Origin of the sequence: Novosphingobium sp. PhB55, assembly GCF_004368805.1 — a bacterium.
In the GTDB taxonomy this organism is placed as follows: domain Bacteria; phylum Pseudomonadota; class Alphaproteobacteria; order Sphingomonadales; family Sphingomonadaceae; genus Novosphingobium.
On sequence record NZ_SODQ01000008.1, the window covers coordinates 366,157 to 382,638 of the forward strand.

The following is a 16,482-nucleotide window of genomic DNA, read 5'->3' on the forward strand; positions in this document are numbered from 1 at the left end:
CTCCGATGGAAGCGCGACAGTTCGAGATCGACGGAAGCGTCATCACGGACATTCCCGCGTTCTATGCCGAGATCAACAGGGTCTTCATGGCCGGGGAATCCTGGCAACTGGCAGACAGCCTCGATGCCCTGAACGACCTGCTCTACGGCGGTTACGGCGCGATGCAGGGGGCCGAAAAAGTCACCTTGCGCTGGAAGGACATGGCAGCGACACGCGCGGCCCTCGGTCCGGAATGCACCCATGCCTTCCTGAGCGGAAGGCTCGGCCAGCGAACGATGTTCAATGGCTCCCCCATAGCCGGGCAGCTGACGGCCCTGGAGCAAGGCCGCGGCACGACTTACTTCGACATCGTGATGGAAGTGTTCGCCGACCATCCCAATATCGAAATCGTGCCCGCCTGAGCGAGCGCCCGGCTGCCGGCGTTTCTCTTCGGCCCAGCTTTCCGGCCTAGCTTTCCGGCCTAACTTTCCGGATCGTACATGAACTCGCGCAGTTCCTGCGCGCAGCGGCAGGCGGCAGCGATCCTGGCCGCCCATCGCTCAGCCTCCTCGCGGCTGGGCAATTCCAGGACGGTAAACCCGCCGTCCAACCGGCTGCCGGGATAGATCCGCGAAGACACGCCTCCCTCGCCGGAAACCAGCACGGGGGGAACGTCCTCCTCTATTCCGCCGCCGAAAACATAGACTCCCGCAGCCTTGGCCGCGGCGATGACCGCATGGGATTCCCTGGCGGCCACCGCGAGTTCGTCCGGCGTCAGCGCCATGGCCTCGCTCGGGAAGGAGATGAGGTACTTGGTCATGCCTGGGAATATGTCTCCGACGACCCTGCCCGGCAAGCGCGCGATCGGGCCATCGGCGGGAATGGTCGGCTGAAGCCCCCGGCACCGGGCCGGGGGCTTTCACGGCCTAGCGGCAGACGCGCACGCGGCGATGATGGCGCCATACGGTGCGGCAATGGCTGGCGTGGCGATAGGAGTGACGATACGAATGGCGGCGGCGGACGTCATGACGGCGCGGCGCGGGACGATAACGGCGGTCGTCGCGGCGGGCATGGTCGCGGCGGGCATCGTGGTGTTCGACACGGTCGTGACGGTCGTAGTGATGCTGAGCGCTCGCCGGCGAAGCCAGGCCAAGGCTCCCTGCAATCAGTGCCACGGCGAGGGATAACTTCGGAATCCGCATGTATTTCTCCTTGATGTCCAAAGGGAAAACGCGGCTAGGGCAGTTTCGCTGCCAAGGCTCATGCTCTGCGGCGGGAAGACCGTCAGGTGGGACGTAGTCTGGCGGAAGGACGGCAACAGGCAGAGCGCGCTCGCGCACATCGGGAGGCCCGCAGGGCGCCTGCCTGGGTCAGGAATGGAGGTCCTCGAACCAGTCCAACCGCTTCATGATCCACTTCTCCGCTTCCAGTACGGCAAAAAGCAGCACCCCGAGCAGGACGATGATCACGCCGTCGACCAGCGACACGGACCGCGTATCGAACACCTCGTGCATTACCGGCAGGTAGGTAAAGGCGAACTGCGCCAACACCACCGCGCCGACCGACAGCAGCACGGACGGCGTTCCCAGCGCGCCGCGCAGGGTCAGCGACCGCATGTGCAAGTAGCGCACGTTGAAGAGGTAGAAGATCTCCCCCACCACCAGCATGTTGACCACCAGCGTGCGCGCCGTCTCGACATCCTCACCCCGGGCCAGGGCGCCAAAGAACACCAGCAGCATCAGGCCGGTGAACAGCAGGGAGACGAAAACGATCCGCCACAGCAGGAACGGTGAGAGCAGGGAGGCGTCGGCCCGGCGCGGCGGGCGCTGCATCACTTCGGTTTCAGGCGGCTCGAAGGCAAGCACGAGGCCCAGCGTGATCGTGGTGACAAGGTTGATCCAGAGGATCTGCGTCGCCGTCATCGGCAGGGTGAAGCCGGCCAGGATCGCCAGCACCATCAGCATGGCCTCGCCGCCGTTGGTCGGCAGGGTCCAGGCGATGACCTTGCGCAAATTGTCGTAGACCGTGCGCCCCTCGTTTACGGCCGCGACGATGGAGGCGAAATTGTCGTCCAGCAGGACCATCTGCGACGCCTCGCGCGCGGCTTCGGTGCCGGTGAGGCCCATGGCGGTGCCGACATCGGCCTGCTTGAGCGACGGCGCATCGTTCACGCCGTCTCCGGTCATCGCCACGATGGCGCCCCGCGCCTGCAGCGCCCGCACGATGCGCAGCTTGTGCTCCGGGCTGGCCCGCGCGAAGACGCTGACGCCGCCCACCACTTCCATGAGTTCGGCGTCGCTCAGCCGCTCCAGTTCCGCGCCGGACATTGCCACCGGATCGTCCGCGAGATCGAGCTGGCGGGCAATGGCGCGCGCGGTCTCGACATGGTCTCCGGTGATCATCTTCACCGCGATGCCAGCGCTGCGGCACTCGGCGATGGCGCGGCGCGCCTCTTCGCGCGGCGGATCGATGAAGCCCATGAGCCCGAGCATCGTCAGCTCCTGAAGATCCTCGAAGCGCAGCCGGTCCCGGGCGGTCGGCAACGTCAGCATGGCGAAGCCCAGCAAGCGCTCGCCCTGGGCCGCCGCGCGGGCGGCCAGCCGGTCCCATCGGGACGGATCGGCCTGCCCGCCCGCCAGAGCCAGCACAGCCTCGGGCGCGCCCTTGATGAAGACCACATGATCGCCGCCCGGCCCGCGGTGAAGCGTCGCCATGTAGCGATAGTCGGCATCGAAGGGGATCTCGTCCAGCCGGGGCCATTCGGCGGCCACCCGGGCAGGGTCCATCCCCGCTTTCATCCCCAGCGCGAGCAATGCGCCTTCCATCGGATCGCCCGCCACGCTCCACACGCCGGACTCCTCGCGCAGGCTGGCATCGTTGCACAACATGCCGCAGCGGATGATCGCCGCCGCATCGCCGCCATCGGCTTGCCCGCCAGCGGGGTCGTCCAGCGGATCGGCCGCGATCATGCCCTGCGGCGCATAGCCGGAACCGGATACCTCCAGTGCATTCGAAGCGGTGAAGACGTGGCGCACGGTCATCTCGTTGCGCGTGAGGGTGCCGGTCTTGTCGGTGCAGATGACCGAGGTGGCGCCCAGCGTTTCCACGGCGGGCAACTTGCGGATCACTGCCTTGCGCGCAGCCATCCGCCGCACGCCGATGGCCAGGGTGATGGTGATGACGGCAGGCAGACCTTCCGGAATAGCGCCGGCGGCCACCGCCACGATCGAGATCAGCGCATCGTCCCAGCCGAAGCCGCGCACCAGGACCGCGAAGATGAACAGCAGCACCGACGCGCCCAGGATGGTGAAAGTAAGCTGATGCGAGAAGCGGTTGATCTGCCGGATCAGCGGCGTCACCAGCACCGGCACCGCCTGGAGCATGCCGCTGATACGCCCGATCTCGGTCGCGCTGCCCGTGCCGACGACCAGGCCGGTGGCCTGCCCCTTGGCCACCAGCGTACCGGAAAAGGCCATCGAGGCGCGGTCGCCCAGCGGCGCGTCGACGGGAACGGCCCCCTCCCCTTTTTCCGCCGCGACGGATTCTCCGGTGAGCGCGGCTTCCTCGATGGCGAGACCTCGCGCCTTGAGCAGGCGCAAGTCGGCAGGGACGCGGTCTCCCGGCTCCAGCAGCACGATGTCTCCCGGCACGAGATCCGCCACATCGACCGAGGTTCGCTCTCCCCCTCGCAGCACGACGGCGTGGGGAGAGAGCAACGCGCGCATGCCGCTCAGCGATTCCTCCGCCCGCCCCTCCTGCACGAAGCCGACGATGGCATTGACCACCACCACCAGCATGATGACCGATGCGTCCACCGGATGCCCCAGCAGGAACGCCGCCAGCCCTGCCGCGATCAGGAAATAGATCAGAGGATTGTGAAACTGCATGAGGAAGCGCCGCAAGGGATGCACGCGCGCGGTTTCGGGGAGACTATTGGGTCCATACTGCCGCAAACGCGCTGCCGCCTGTTCGTGCGACAGACCCTCTGGCGCGGCGCCGAGTTCGTCCAGCACTTGCCGGCCGTCCAGGGCATGCCACGGGGCCTCGGCCACAGGGCTAGAGGGATTGGCGACGGACCAGTTCATGCTGTCCCCTTTTCGAAACCTTGGCGATCCTGCCGCTGGCTGTCGTTATCAAGGTGCTGACAAGGTAATAGGAATGACAGTCCGTAAAACAGACCGAGATTACATGAAGATGATGCGGGACAATCTTGCATCGCACAATCACCGAAGTGCAAGACGATAATTGCAATAATCCGATCGAAACGCAGCCAATGGAATGTGACGAAAGGTTATCGATGCTGCGCGGCAGCGACCGGATTACGCATTCCGGTGAAGCGACAACCTGCAGGAATGAGGAGATACTGGCCGCGATTCCAGCCGAACTCCTGGTGAGGTTCGGTTTGGAACGCGGCGGTCCACGCGTTCATCCGCGATTGCAGGCACCGGAAGGGTCGCCGCGCGTTCAGCATCCATGACCGAGACGATCGAAAACCTGCAGCGCAAGATGGAGGAAGCGGCCAGCGCCCTGGACTTCGAGGAAGCGAAGCGCTGCCGGGACAAGATCAGCCTCCTGCGCGGCGGCGCCGGCGCGGAAGAGGTCGAGCGCGCCGATCTGTCGGGATTGCAACGCCAGCGTCCCGGCGCGATGGGGCTCGGAACCAACCAGCAACGCAGCACGCCGCCCGCCGGCTGGAAACCGCCGCCCCGGCCCGATCCGATGACGTCCGGCCGCACTCCACGCGGCAAACCGCGGGGGAAATGATGGACGACGCCCGCGCGGCGGCTCTGGCCTTGCTCGCATCCCGCGAACCGGGGGCCACGGTATGCCCAAGCGAAGTCGCCCGCGCGATAGCACCCGGCGACACCTGGCGGGAGGCCATGCCCGAGGTCCATGCCGCCGTCGATTGCCTGCTGCTGGAGGGATGCGTGGGATTAAGCTGGAAAGGCCGTCCGTTATCGGCCCGGACCGGGCCCTATCGCATCCGCCGCCTGCCTCCGAACTGAACCGGATCGTGCCCCATAGGCCGGTTCATAGGAACGAAAAGGTCCGCCGCCCGAGGCTCCCCGCCGGTCCAGCACCCTAAAGCAGTTTGTCCAGCGTCAGCGGCAAGTCGCGCACGCGCTTGCCGGTGGCATTGTAGACAGCATTCGCCACTGCCGCCGCCGTGCCGGTGATCCCGATCTCGCCGATGCCCCGAGCGCCCATCGGCGCATGGGGGTCCGGAATGTCGGTCCAGATCACGTCGATCTCGGGCACGTCCATGTGCACAGGCACATGATATTCGGAGAGGCTGGGGTTCATCACCCGGCCCTTGCGCTCATCGAACTGCGCTTCTTCCATCAGGGCCAGCCCCAGCCCCATGATGATGCCGCCGCGGAACTGGCTGGTGGCCGTCTTCGGATTGAGGATGCGCCCACAATCGAACGAGCCCAGGAACCGGCTGACGCGCGGCTCGCCGGTGACCGTGTTGACGCGAACCTCGCAGAACATCGCCGCGTGGCTGTGCATCGACCAGTGCATGGTCTCCAGCGGCGGCGGCCCTTCGGCCTCCACGCTTACCGACGGCTGCTGCGCGCGTGACAGGATCGAGGCATAGCTCTCGTGCCGCGCGGTCTCATCAGCCTTGCACAGCCCCTGGTCGCGGCTGATCACGTCATCCGGCTTGAGACCGGCGAGAGGAGAATCATTGCCCGCCAGCTTGAGCAGTTGCTTCACGAGTTCGCGATGAGCGGCACCCACGGAGGCGCCGATAGCGGCGGTCTGCTGCGATCCGCCCGCCAGCACCACGCCCGGCAGAGTGGAATCGCCGTAATTGAAGCGCACGGCCTCGATAGGCAGGCCCAGCCTTTCGGCGGCGACCTGGGTCTGCGCCGTGGCGGTGCCCATGCCCATCTCGTGCGCGGCGATATCGACCACCGCCTGCCCGTCCTGCATCAGGGTGATCCGGGCCGCGCCGCCGCCCATGCGGTAATAGGGGTAAGTCCCGGTGGCGCAGCCCATGCCGACCAGCCACTCTCCCTCGCGGCGCAGGCCGGGGCGCGGGTCGCGGCGATCCCAGCCGAAGCGCTCCGCCCCTGTGCGCCAGGCCTCGACGATATGGCGCGAGGAAAACGGCAGGCCGGAACTCGGGTCTTTTTCGGGCTCGTTGCGGATGCGCAGTTCCACAGGATCGATGTTCAGCGCCTCGGCCAGTTCGTCCATGGCGCTCTCCAGGGCGAACGTTCCCACCGACTCCCCGGGCGCTCGCATGAAGGTGTTGGCGAGCATGTCGAGTTCCACCACCTGCACGTCCAGCTTGAGCGTCTCGGAAGCATAGGCGCTGCGGGTGGGCAGGATGAAGGGTTCCGGCATGGCGTTGCTGGCAGTTTTGACGGTCACGCCGGTATGGACAAGCGCCTTGAGGTGACCCTCGCGATCCGCGCCGAGCGCCACCCGTTGCTCGGTCGGCGAGCGACCGCCCACCACCCGGTACACGCCCTCGCGCGAGAGGACGAGGCGCACCGGGCGACTGCATAGCTTCGCGGCGAGCGCGGCCAGCACCTGGTGCTGCCAGAGACACTTGCCCCCGAAGCCGCCGCCCACGAAAGGCGAGGTGACGATGACCTTGTCCTCCGGCATATCGAACATCTGGCCGATGGACCAGGCGGTATGGGCAACCAGCTGCGACGCGTCATGAATACGCAGCACATCGCCCTGCCAGGCCACGGTCACTCCGTGCAGTTCGATGGCATTGTGGTTGTGGCGCGGCGTCGTGTAGAGCGCGTCCACTTTCACTTCGGCCGCGGCAAGCGCCGCTTCGGCATCGCCGCGCTCGTCATGAAGCGGTTGGCCCATAAACAGGGCCGGCTTGGTGCCTTGTTCGCGCGCCTCGTCCAGCGAGGTCAGGGCCGGAGCCGCCTCGAAGGTCACGCGGACCAGCGATGCGGCGTGGTCGGCCTGCTCCTGCGTTTCCGCCAGCACGACAGCGACCGGCTCGCCGTTCCAGTTGACCTCGCTTTCCTGCATGATCGGCAGATTGTCGCCATTGGCGGCCTTCGGCGCCGACATGAAGACAGGCGGCGGAGCAAGGCGCGGGGCATTGCGGTGGTCCATCACCGCCACCACGCCGGGCGCCGTCTCTGCGTGGGAAGTGTCCATCGCCGCAATACGCCCCTTGGCGATCGTGCTGAACACCAGTGAGGCGTAGACCATGCCCTCCAGCGGAAACTCCGCCGCGAACGTGGCCCGCCCGGCCACCTTGAGGGGACCGTCGATACGCGACAGCGGCTTGCCGACATGGCCATAACGCTCGCGGATCAAAGGATCGGGCTCGCCTCCGGGGATCCAGCTGTCCGGCGCGAGGGCGACCGCTTTCGCCATGACGCCCTGAACCGCGCCCTGCAGCGCCTGCTTGGCGTCGCTCGCGATGCTCATGCGATCTCTCCTGAAAGGTCTTCGAGCACGGCGACGAGCGTGCGCCGTGCCAGATCGATCTTGAAGCCATTGCCCGAAAGCGCCTGCGCCGAAGCCAGTTCCGCCTCGGCAGCGGCAGCGAAACTGTTGGCCGACAGCGGACCACCGCGCAGCAGGGCCTCGGCTCGCTCGGCCCGCCACGGTTTGTGCGCCACGCCGCCCAGTGCGATGCGCACGTCGCGCACTTGCCCGCCCTCGATATCGAGCGCCGCCGCCACGGAAACCAGCGCAAAGGCATAGCTCGAACGGTCCCGCACCTTGCGGTAAGTTGAGCGCGCGGCGAATGGCATCGGCGGTAGCTCGACTGCGGTGATGAGTTCGCCCGGCTGGAGCATGGTATCGACGTCCGGCAATTCTCCCGGGAGACGGTGCAAAGCCGTGAAGGCAAGGCGCCGTTCGCCGCCGTTTCCGCGCAGATGGACCACGGCGTCGAGCGCCGCCAGCGCAACGCACATGTCGGAAGGGTGGACGGCGACGCAAGCGGACGAGGCGCCCAGAATGGCGTGATTGCGGTTGAAGCCGCCCACCGCGTCGCAGCCTTCTCCCGGATGGCGCTTGTTGCAGCGCGATCCGGCCTCGTCGTAGAAATAGGAACAGCGGGTACGCTGCAGGATGTTGCCCCCGACAGTCGCCATATTGCGTATCTGCCCGCTCGCGCCGGCCAGGATGGCGCGCGCCAGCATCGGATAGCGCAGACGGACCGCCCGGTGCTCGGCCAGCGCCGTGTTACGCACGGCAGCACCGATCAGCAGCCCGCCACCGGGCAGCTCGTCGATCCCACCCGGCAGCCCGGTCACGTCGACGAGGCTTTCGGGCGTCTCGATGTTCTCGCGCATCAGGTCGACGAGGTTGGTGCCGCCGCCCAGATACCGGGCGCCCGCCGCGCCGCCTTTCAGAACCGCCGACGCCGCATCGGTGGCCCGCATATACGTGAACGGGATCATTCCGCAGCCTCCGCCATGGTTTCCGCCCCGTAAGTCTCGGCGATGGCCTCGACGATGCCGTTGTAGGCGCCGCAGCGGCACAAGTTGCCGCTCATGCGTTCGCGCAGTTCCTCGTGGCTCAGCAGGATATCCTCGCCCCCCAGATCGACCGTGACATGGCTTGGCACGCCGCGCGCGATCTCGGCAGCCATGCCCACGGCGGAGCATATCTGGCCGGGCGTGCAGTAGCCGCACTGAAAGCCGTCATGTTCCACGAAGGCCTGCTGCAGGGGGTGCAACCGGCCGGGCTGGCCCAGCCCCTCGACCGTCGTGATCGAGCGCCCCTCATACTGCACGGCCAGAGAGAGGCACGAGAGTATCCGCTCCCCGTCGACCAGCACGGTGCAGGCTCCGCAGGCACCCTGGTCGCAGCCTTTCTTGGTGCCGGAAAGCCCGCAAGTCTCGCGCAGGAAGTCCAGCAGCGATACCCGCGCATCGTGCGGAGCGTCCAGGGTAGCGCCGTTTACAAGTATCGTCATGGTGATCGGCCTCTCGAGGGGCAGCATTTTTGAGGCGCGGGAAGACCGCGCTTTCAGATCAACTCGATCCCGGTCGATTGGTGCCCGCCGCCAAGTGCATGACGTGAGGAAAACCGCGAAAAACAGCCGGGCCGCATCCGGGGCGAGACCAATGCGGCGTTTTGCGCGTCAGACCGTCGCAAATGGTCCGGCACCAATGCGGAGCCGCCGAGTTGTTCCTTCGGCACGACCGGCCGGGACGGCGGGTTTGCAGGGCCGGAGGAGCGCTCGGGATCATGAAGAAAACCTATCATGGCAGCTGCCACTGCAAGGCGGTTACTTTCGAAGCGGACATCGATCTCGACCTGGGGACGGGCAAGTGCAACTGCACGTTTTGCTGGAAACAGCGCATGTGGAACGCCGGCCATCTCGCCCCCGGCGATTTCCGCCTGCTGAGCGGAGACGGAAAACTGGCGGACTATGGCAAGTCGGGCGACTGGGGCGAAGGTCATCACCGCTTCTGCTCGGTCTGCGGGATCGCGACCCACGGTCACGGCCATATCGAGGCGATGGGCGGAGACTTCGTCACCGTTCATCTTGCCGCGCTGGACGATCTGCTTGTTGATGACCTGGTCTCCGCCCCCCTGGTCTACATGGACGGCCTGCATGACGATTGGCAGCATCCCCCTGCCGAAACCCGGCACCTCTGACGGACATGGCAGCCTTGCCCCGCCCGCCCTGCCGCCCTCGCCCTTGCTGAATTTGCCCGAGGCATCATGACCGCCCTGCCCACCACCGATTGCGACAGCGGCCAGGCCGTGGCGCGCAAAGGCAAGACCGTCGCCCGTCCGCGCTGGACGATTGCGGCGACGATGCTGGCATCCAGCCTGGCCTTCATCGACGGCTCGGTGACCAATGTCGCCCTGCCCGCCATCGGCCAGGAACTCAGCGGAGACGCCGCCAGCCTGCCCTGGGTCATCAACGCCTACCTCCTGCCGCTCTCGGCGCTGCTGCTGCTGGGCGGCGCCGCGGGCGATCATTTCGGGCGCAAGCGCGCCCTGGTGACGGGCATCGTGCTGTTCACGCTTGCCTCGATCGCTTGCGCCCTTGCCCAGGACCTGGCGATGCTGCTGGCCGCGCGCGCGGCGCAGGGCATCGGTGCGGCCGTGCTCATGCCAAACAGCCTCGGCATCCTGGGCAGTTCGTTCGAGGGCGAGGCCCGGGGGCGCGCCGTGGGCACTTGGGCAGCGGCAGGCGCCATCGCCAGCGCCGTCGGCCCGCCGCTCGGCGGCTGGCTGGTGGACAGCGTCGGCTGGCGCGCGATCTTCTACCTCAACATACCAGTGGCCGCCGCGGCGATCCTGGTGGCCTGGCGCTATGTGGAGGAGAGCGAAAAAGGCCGGGAACCGCTCGACTGGACGGGCGCTCTGCTGGCGACCGCCGCCCTCGGCGCGATCACCTGGGCGCTGACCTTGTGGTCCAGCCATCACGCGGCATCGACCGGAACCTGGATCGGGCTGGGGGCGGGTATCCTGCTGCTGGCCCTGTTCATCATGACGGAACGCCGCCTGGGCGAGCGCGCGATGATGCCGCTGGCCCTGTTCGCCTCCCGCCCCTTCGTGGGCCTGACCCTGCTGACCCTGCTGCTCTACGGCGCACTGGGCGGCTTGCTGATGCTGCTGCCCTACCTGCTGATCGTCGGCGGACACTATAGCCCGACCCAGGCCGGCTTCGCGCTCCTGCCGTTCTCGATAGTGATCGGCACGGTGTCGCGCCTTGCCGGGCGCCTGACCGAGCGCATCGGCCCGCGCTGGCCGCTCACTCTTGGCCCCATCGTCACCGGCGCCGGCTTCGCCCTGATGATGCGCGCAGATCCCACGGCCAGTTACTGGACCAGCATCCTGCCCGGCATCGCCGTGATTGCGCTGGGCATGGCCGGCGCGGTGGCACCGCTGACCACTGCCGTGCTTTCCTCGGTGGACGAGCGCCATACCGGCACCGCCTCGGGCTTCAACAGCGCGATTGCCCGCACCGGCGGGCTCGTCGCCACCGCAGTGGCCGGCGCGGTCATCGCCGTCTCCGCGGCGGAACTCACTGCGGCATTCCAGGCCGCCGCAATCGTCGCAGCCGTTCTTGCAGTGGCATCGGGTCTAGTCGCCCTGTTCACACTCGAAAGCGGCACCCCGGCCGCCGCCCCCGCCGCGCCGTGAGCCACGTCTGGAGCCCTACCTCTCGACGGTCACGCGCAGATATGTCGCAGGTATCACCGTCTGCCCGGCCGTGCCCCGGTTTTCGGCCTCGAAGAGCGCCTCCAGCTCCGCCTGCAACGCGTCCCGCCGCCCGTCCCGCCCCGCCGCATCGAAAGCGTTCATGGTCGGTCCGTAGTAGTCGCGGAAGACGGCGAGGAACGCCGCAGCCGTTCCGGGATAGCGAAAGGTATAGGTCGCCCTTTCGCAGGCGATCCGCTCCGGTGCGATGCCCGCGGCACCGAAGCGTTCGCGCACGAGGTCTTCCTGGCCCCAACTCACCGGGCTGACGAAACCCTCGGGCGGCGGCGGCATGAAGGCGGCGCATGTCTTCAGCACCATGGCAACCAGCGTCGGATCGCCGGGTATCCAGTTGCCCATGACGATCCTTCCGCCGGGCCGGCAGACGCGAACCATCTCCGCGGCGACGTCGTGCGGACGCGGCGCGAACATCGCGCCGAAGATGCTGACCACCAGATCGAAACGGGCATCGCCCAGCCCGGTCAGCGCGCTGGCGTCGCCCTCCTCGAAGCGCAAGTTCGCCAGCCCCTCCGCGCGCGCCCGGGCATTTCCAGCGGCAACGAGATTGGAGGCAATGTCCACGCCCAGCACATGCGCGCCGCGCCGCGCCGCCGGAACCGCCGTCGTGCCGTCGCCGCAGCCAAGATCGAGCACCTCCATGCCCGGCTGGGGCGCGATCCAGTCGACCAGATCCTCACCGCTTTCCCGCATGGTTGCGGCAAGACGGGTGAAATCGCCTTTCTCCCACAGGGCCTTGTTCGCATTCTGCGGCTTCGCGCTATTGTCCTCCTGCATCCCAGCTCTCCACGGTCGGGCCGATCCTCGGCTTGTGCGCGGAGAATATCACCTATCCCTGACGGTAAACTTCGTCTTTTCGGGGTAAGGGTGACGGGCGGCGGTGCCCGGAACGGCGCGGACCACCGTTGCATATATAGCCACGATTATGACCGTATGATCGGATCGTTGGCGCATTTATCGAATTGTCCGCAGATTCATATTGCTAACTACGCCACAAACCCGCACTCTTCGCACGGAGCCAGGAGGCCCAGGGAGAGGGAGGAATACGCCGCAAATGACAGACCTGCCCAAGCCGTCCCGCCGCGATCTGCTGGCCGGCGCCACCCTCCTGTCAGGCGCGCTCGCAGCGCCGCACGCGCTGGCCCAGGCGGCCACTTCGGCAACCGAGATCCTCGGCTTCTCGAAGGACACCCGCGAACCCGATCTCGTCCTTCCGCTCTGGCCGGAACGCCGGATGCCCGGAGGCCCGGTGCCGCAAGTGACGGAATCCGTGGACGACCAGTGGGACAATGCCGGCCTTCGCTACCGCGTGGCCGAACATGTCACCCGGCCCACCCTGTCCTATTTCGCCGCCGCCAACCCGACCGGTGCGGCCGTGCTGATCGTGCCGGGCGGCGGCTATTCGCGCGTCGGCATCGACCGCGAAGGGTACGAATCCGCGCGCTGGATGAATGCGCAGGGCGTCGCGGCATTCGTGCTGCGTTACCGGCTTCCAGCGGACCGCTGGGGCGGCAAGGCGCTGGTGGCGCTTCAGGACGCGCAGCGCGCCATGCGGCTGATCCGCGCGGGCGGTCCCGGGCGGTGGAGCGTCGATCCCAGGCGGGTCACCGTGATGGGCGGCTCCGCGGGCGGGCACCTCGCGCTCAGCCTCTGCGTCAAGGTCTACGACCGCACCTACCCGGTGCTGGACGAGGCCGACCACCTGCTCACCCGGCCGGACGGGGCGATCCTGCTCTATCCCGTGGTCACGCTCGGGGCCGGCGCCCATGTCGGCTCGCGGCTTGCCCTGCTCGGCCCGGACCCTTCGCCCGAGGACATTGCCCAGTGGTCGTTCGACGGCAAGCTGCCGGGGATCACGCCGCCGATCTTCCTGGTCCATGCCGTGCATGACCGCGTGGTGCCGGTCGATCACGCGCTCGCGCTGTTCGCATCCGTGCGCGCATCGGGCGGGGCGATCGACATGCACTTGTTCGAGGACGGCGCCCATGGCCTGGGCCTGCGCGCAGACCCATCCTGGCCGATTGCCCGCTGGCCCGATCTCGCACGCCAGTGGCAGGTCCGGAACGGCCTTTCCTGAGCCGCCCCGTTCAGTCCGCCTGATCGGGGGAGCGCAGTTCCGAGCGCGGCTGGCTGCGCAGCGAAAGCCAGGCCACCAGTGCCGCCAGCGGGTGCAGCATGCCCATGAGCAGAAACACCTGGTCATAGTGCCCTGACTGCGCCAGCCGTCCGACGAGCTGGGTCGAGAAGATGCCGCCCAGTCCGCTGCCCGCCGCCACGATGCCGAACACCGTGGCCACGACGCGCGTGGGGTACAGATCGACCACCAGGGTGCTCAGGTTGATCTGGAACACGAGGTGCGCGAAAGCCACGGCCGCGGCGATTGCGAAAGTCAGCGGGATGGCCGGCCCGGTCGAGATCGCCATGCCCACCGGCGCCAGCACCGCCGCCACCGCCAGGCCGATGAGCCGGCTGCGTGCCGGATCGATCCCGCGCCGGATCAGCCTGCCGGAGAAGACGCCGCCGCCGATGCTGCCAAGGTCTGCCGCCAGATAGACGATCCAGGCCGTCGCGGCGATCGTGGCCAGGTTCAGCCCGCGCTCGTCGGACAGGTATTTCGGGAACCAGAACAAGTAGAAGTACCATACCGGATCGGCCAGCATCCGCGACAGCGCAAATCCCCAGAGCGGACGTTCGCGCAGGATCGCGCGCCAGGGCGTCGGCTCGGCGGTCACGGTGGGGCCGGCCTTGCCGCGCGGATAGATTGCCAGCCAGGCCGCGAGCCACACGAAGCCCAGCGCCCCCGTCACCACGAAAGCCGCGCGCCAGCCCTGGGTCAGGGCCAGCCAGCCGATCAGCGGTGGGGCGATCGTCGCGCCGACCATGGCGCCGGCGGTATAGGTACCGAAGGCGAAGCCCCGCTCCTGCGGCGGAAAGTGCTCGGAAATCGCTTTCGGCCCGGCGGTGTAGTTGCCCGCCTCGCCAAGCCCCAGCATGGCGCGCGCGCCGCCCAGCGCTCCGGCGCTGCGGACCAGACCCGTCGCCATGTTGGCCAGCGACCACCAGCCCACGAACAGCGCCAATGCCAGCCGCGTCCCCAGTCTATCGGTGAGCCAGCCCGCAAGCAGGTAGGCGATGGTATAGGCGATCAGGAAGAACTGGACGACCTGGGCATAGCCGATATCGTCCATGCCGAGGTCCTTCTGGACCATCGGCGCAAGGATCGAGAGCGTCTGTCGGTCCACGTAGTTGAGAACCGTGGACGCGAAGAGCAGCGCCAGTATCGCCCAGCGCATGCGGCCGGGCGCGGCGGGGGCAGCGGCCTCGGCACCCGCGCTCAGCGCGGGAGCGGCCGAAGCGGAGGCGGCCTGAACGGGTGAGGCCATGTCAGCCTCCGATCTCGGGCGCGGCCTCGCGAAGCGCCGCGACGAGCGGCTCGGTAGCGGCTTCCGGAATCCACCCCGACAAAGCCAGGCCTGCATGGGCCGGGTCGCCGGTGGAAACCGCCACGACATGATGATCGCGTTCGTCGGCAACGTGAACGCGGGCATAGCCCAGCTCGCGCACTTCGGCGAGCTTGGCGATCAACTGCTCGATCCCATCAGGGAACATCGGAATCTCGCGGTCCCGGTAGATATCGCGCACTTCGTCGTCGTCGTGCTCGGACAGGAGAACGATGCCGATGCCGCTGGTCGTCGCGGGCAGCAGGCCGATGCGCCCCAGCCCCGCCGAGGCCTCGATACCCGGCGGCGCGTGGAACAGGTAGCTCACGCTGTCTCCCCACAACACGCCCAGCGCCACGGTGTGGCCGAAGCGGCGCAGCCCCTCCAGGACCGGCAGTGCGCGGCGGATCAGGCCGGAGGCGAAGAGGCTCTGCGCCGCCAGGACATGCATGCCCGCCCCGGCGGTATATTTGCGATTGGCGGTCTGCCGCGCGATGCCCAGGTAGGCCAGCGTCTTGAGCAGGCGATTGATCTTGGTGGGATCGGCATCCAGCCGCCGCGCCAGTTCGCGGCAACCGACCGGCTCCGGCGATGTCGCAAGCGCCTGGAGCGTGGCAATGCCATCGATCAGGCTCTGGTTCGGCTGGGCATTGAGTTTAGCGCGCACAACATGGTCCTATGCACCAAGGTTCGATCGTTGCCAATCGGAGCGCCGTCACGTGACGCGCTCCGCCAGCTCGTGGAATTTCGCATTGGGCTGCACGCCAAGGCCCGGCCCGGTCGGCAGGCGATAGCCATCCGGTCCGTGGGTCATATCGGTATCGAGCACCGCCAGGTTCCGTTCGAAAACGGAGTGCTGCCATTCATGCTTCCACAGGCCCGGCAGGGTGGCGGAGGCATGGAGGCTGGCCGCCAGGAAAATGCCGGCGCCGATGGTGGCATGGGGCGCCACCGCCACGCCGTGGGCCTCGGCCAAGGCAGCGATGCGCAGGAACTGCGTCAGGCCGGTGTGCCCCATCTCCGGCTGGACATAGGCGATCGGGCCGAACGCCAGGCGATTGGCGAATTCATAGGCGGTGTACCACTCCTCGCCGGCCGCCACCGGAACCGGGCTCTCCGCCGCCAGCCGCGCCAGCCCCGGCATGTCCTCGGGCTTGAGCGGAGCCTCCACGAAGCCCGGACGCAAGGGTGCGAGCCGGGCGATCAGGGCGCGCGCCTCTTCGGGCGAGAATTTCCAGTGCAGGTCGATCAGCACTTCCGCATCGGGACCGAGCGCGCCGCGCAGGGCGGCCATTTCCTCGACCACACCTTCGTGGCTGACGACGGCGGCGAACTTGAACGCCGTCATTCCCCGCGATTGCCAGTCGCGGGCCAGGGCGACCCGCCCGTCCAGCGTGGCGGCGGGCAGGCCCGAAAGGTAGCTGGGGATCGCGCCATGCACGGCCGGCCCGATCAGTTCGCGCACGGAAAGTCCGCGGTGCTTGCCGGTCAGATCCCACAAGGCAATGTCGATCGCCGCCAGCGCGTCGCCGTGAAAACCGCCCGTGCATCCGCGCACGCGCATGAGATCGTAGAGGCGATCCCACGTTTCGGCCGGGTCGGAAACCACGCCGTCCATGAGCACGGGTGCAAGCAGATCGTTGACGATCTCGCATGTCGCGCGCGGCGCGCAGATGCCGTAGGTTTCCCCCCAGCCCACATTGCCTTCGCCATCTGTCACGCGCACGACGATGGAGCGATCCACCGTCGGGTAGATCGTCCCATTGCCCTTCCGCACCAGGTAGCCGCGTGCGTTGACCCGCTCCCCCGGCCCCAGTGGTCCGAGATAGGGCGTGTCGCGGGGGACCGTGACGATGAAGGTGTCGACCGCCGCGATCCGCAT

General features: G+C 67.6%; 16 protein-coding genes. 6 read left to right on the forward strand and 10 right to left on the reverse strand.

Annotated features, from left to right (window positions below):
• Positions 1-5 precede the first annotated feature (5 nt).
• Entirely contained in the window at positions 6-401 is a 396-nt protein-coding gene (locus EDF57_RS21155) for a barstar family protein (RefSeq protein WP_134095675.1), read from the forward strand.
• Positions 402-460: 59 nt separating this feature from the next.
• Here EDF57_RS21155 and EDF57_RS21160 read toward each other — a convergent pair whose 3' ends face one another.
• The 3 genes from EDF57_RS21160 to EDF57_RS21170 form a co-directional block, all read right to left on the reverse strand.
• On the reverse strand, positions 461-799 hold the full coding sequence (locus EDF57_RS21160) for a transcription initiation protein (protein ID WP_134095676.1): 339 nt from the start codon (positions 797-799) through the stop codon (positions 461-463).
• A gap of 106 nt (positions 800-905) precedes the next feature.
• Entirely contained in the window at positions 906-1,181 is a 276-nt protein-coding gene (locus EDF57_RS21165; RefSeq protein ID WP_134095677.1) for a hypothetical protein, read from the reverse strand.
• 168 nt (positions 1,182-1,349) lie between these two features.
• Positions 1,350-4,064 carry a cation-transporting P-type ATPase gene (locus EDF57_RS21170; RefSeq protein ID WP_134095678.1) on the reverse strand — a complete coding sequence of 905 codons (2,715 nt, stop codon included), beginning with the start codon at positions 4,062-4,064 and terminating at the stop codon, positions 1,350-1,352.
• 388 nt (positions 4,065-4,452) lie between these two features.
• Between EDF57_RS21170 and EDF57_RS21175 the strand changes: the two genes are divergently transcribed.
• Together EDF57_RS21175 and EDF57_RS21180 are read left to right on the forward strand one after the other, a co-directional pair.
• The gene (locus EDF57_RS21175) at positions 4,453-4,743 is read left to right on the forward strand and encodes a UvrB/UvrC motif-containing protein (protein WP_132266028.1); all 291 of its coding nucleotides are present in this window, start codon (positions 4,453-4,455) and stop codon (positions 4,741-4,743) included.
• A complete protein-coding gene (locus EDF57_RS21180) occupies positions 4,743-4,985 on the forward strand; it encodes a DUF3253 domain-containing protein (RefSeq protein WP_134095679.1) in 243 nt (80 codons plus the stop codon). The genes EDF57_RS21175 and EDF57_RS21180 overlap by 1 nt, the downstream gene beginning before the upstream one ends.
• Before the next feature lie 76 nt (positions 4,986-5,061).
• Here the strand turns inward: EDF57_RS21180 and EDF57_RS21185 are convergent, their stop codons facing one another.
• From EDF57_RS21185 to EDF57_RS21195, 3 genes are read right to left on the reverse strand one after another with little or no spacing between them, the layout of a single operon-like run.
• Positions 5,062-7,395 carry a xanthine dehydrogenase family protein molybdopterin-binding subunit gene (locus EDF57_RS21185; RefSeq protein ID WP_134095680.1) on the reverse strand — a complete coding sequence of 778 codons (2,334 nt, stop codon included), beginning with the start codon at positions 7,393-7,395 and terminating at the stop codon, positions 5,062-5,064.
• Positions 7,392-8,378 (reverse strand): xanthine dehydrogenase family protein subunit M, encoded by a 987-nt coding sequence (locus EDF57_RS21190; RefSeq protein ID WP_134095681.1) that lies wholly within the window; start codon positions 8,376-8,378, stop codon positions 7,392-7,394. Before EDF57_RS21190 ends, EDF57_RS21185 begins: the two co-directional genes overlap by 4 nt.
• Positions 8,375-8,896 (reverse strand): 2Fe-2S iron-sulfur cluster-binding protein, encoded by a 522-nt coding sequence (locus EDF57_RS21195; protein WP_134095682.1) that lies wholly within the window; start codon positions 8,894-8,896, stop codon positions 8,375-8,377. The genes EDF57_RS21190 and EDF57_RS21195 overlap by 4 nt, the downstream gene beginning before the upstream one ends.
• 275 nt (positions 8,897-9,171) lie before the next feature.
• Here EDF57_RS21195 and EDF57_RS21200 point away from each other — a divergent pair, with 275 nt between their 5' ends.
• Positions 9,172-9,585 (forward strand): GFA family protein, encoded by a 414-nt coding sequence (locus tag EDF57_RS21200; protein WP_134095683.1) that lies wholly within the window; start codon positions 9,172-9,174, stop codon positions 9,583-9,585.
• Between the two features lie 66 nt (positions 9,586-9,651).
• Positions 9,652-11,085, forward strand: coding sequence for an MFS transporter (locus tag EDF57_RS21205; protein WP_134095684.1), 1,434 nt, complete (start codon positions 9,652-9,654; stop codon positions 11,083-11,085).
• A gap of 15 nt (positions 11,086-11,100) precedes the next feature.
• On the opposite strand, the gene EDF57_RS21210 is transcribed toward EDF57_RS21205, so the two are convergent.
• Positions 11,101-11,937, reverse strand: a complete 837-nt coding sequence (locus tag EDF57_RS21210) for a class I SAM-dependent methyltransferase (RefSeq protein WP_134095685.1) — start codon at positions 11,935-11,937, stop codon at positions 11,101-11,103.
• A 277-nt stretch (positions 11,938-12,214) separates the two neighbouring features.
• On the opposite strand from EDF57_RS21210, the gene EDF57_RS21215 reads away from it, so the two are divergent.
• A complete protein-coding gene (locus tag EDF57_RS21215) occupies positions 12,215-13,237 on the forward strand; it encodes an alpha/beta hydrolase (RefSeq protein ID WP_134095686.1) in 1,023 nt (340 codons plus the stop codon).
• A 10-nt stretch (positions 13,238-13,247) separates the two neighbouring features.
• Here EDF57_RS21215 and EDF57_RS21220 read toward each other — a convergent pair whose 3' ends face one another.
• From EDF57_RS21220 to EDF57_RS21230, 3 genes are read right to left on the reverse strand one after another with little or no spacing between them, the layout of a single operon-like run.
• Positions 13,248-14,543 carry an MFS transporter gene (locus tag EDF57_RS21220; protein WP_134095687.1) on the reverse strand — a complete coding sequence of 432 codons (1,296 nt, stop codon included), beginning with the start codon at positions 14,541-14,543 and terminating at the stop codon, positions 13,248-13,250.
• A 1-nt stretch (position 14,544) separates the two neighbouring features.
• A complete protein-coding gene (locus tag EDF57_RS21225) occupies positions 14,545-15,267 on the reverse strand; it encodes a helix-turn-helix domain-containing protein (protein ID WP_134095688.1) in 723 nt (240 codons plus the stop codon).
• Positions 15,268-15,315: 48 nt separating this feature from the next.
• A complete protein-coding gene (locus EDF57_RS21230) occupies positions 15,316-16,482 on the reverse strand; it encodes a mandelate racemase/muconate lactonizing enzyme family protein (protein ID WP_208324924.1) in 1,167 nt (388 codons plus the stop codon).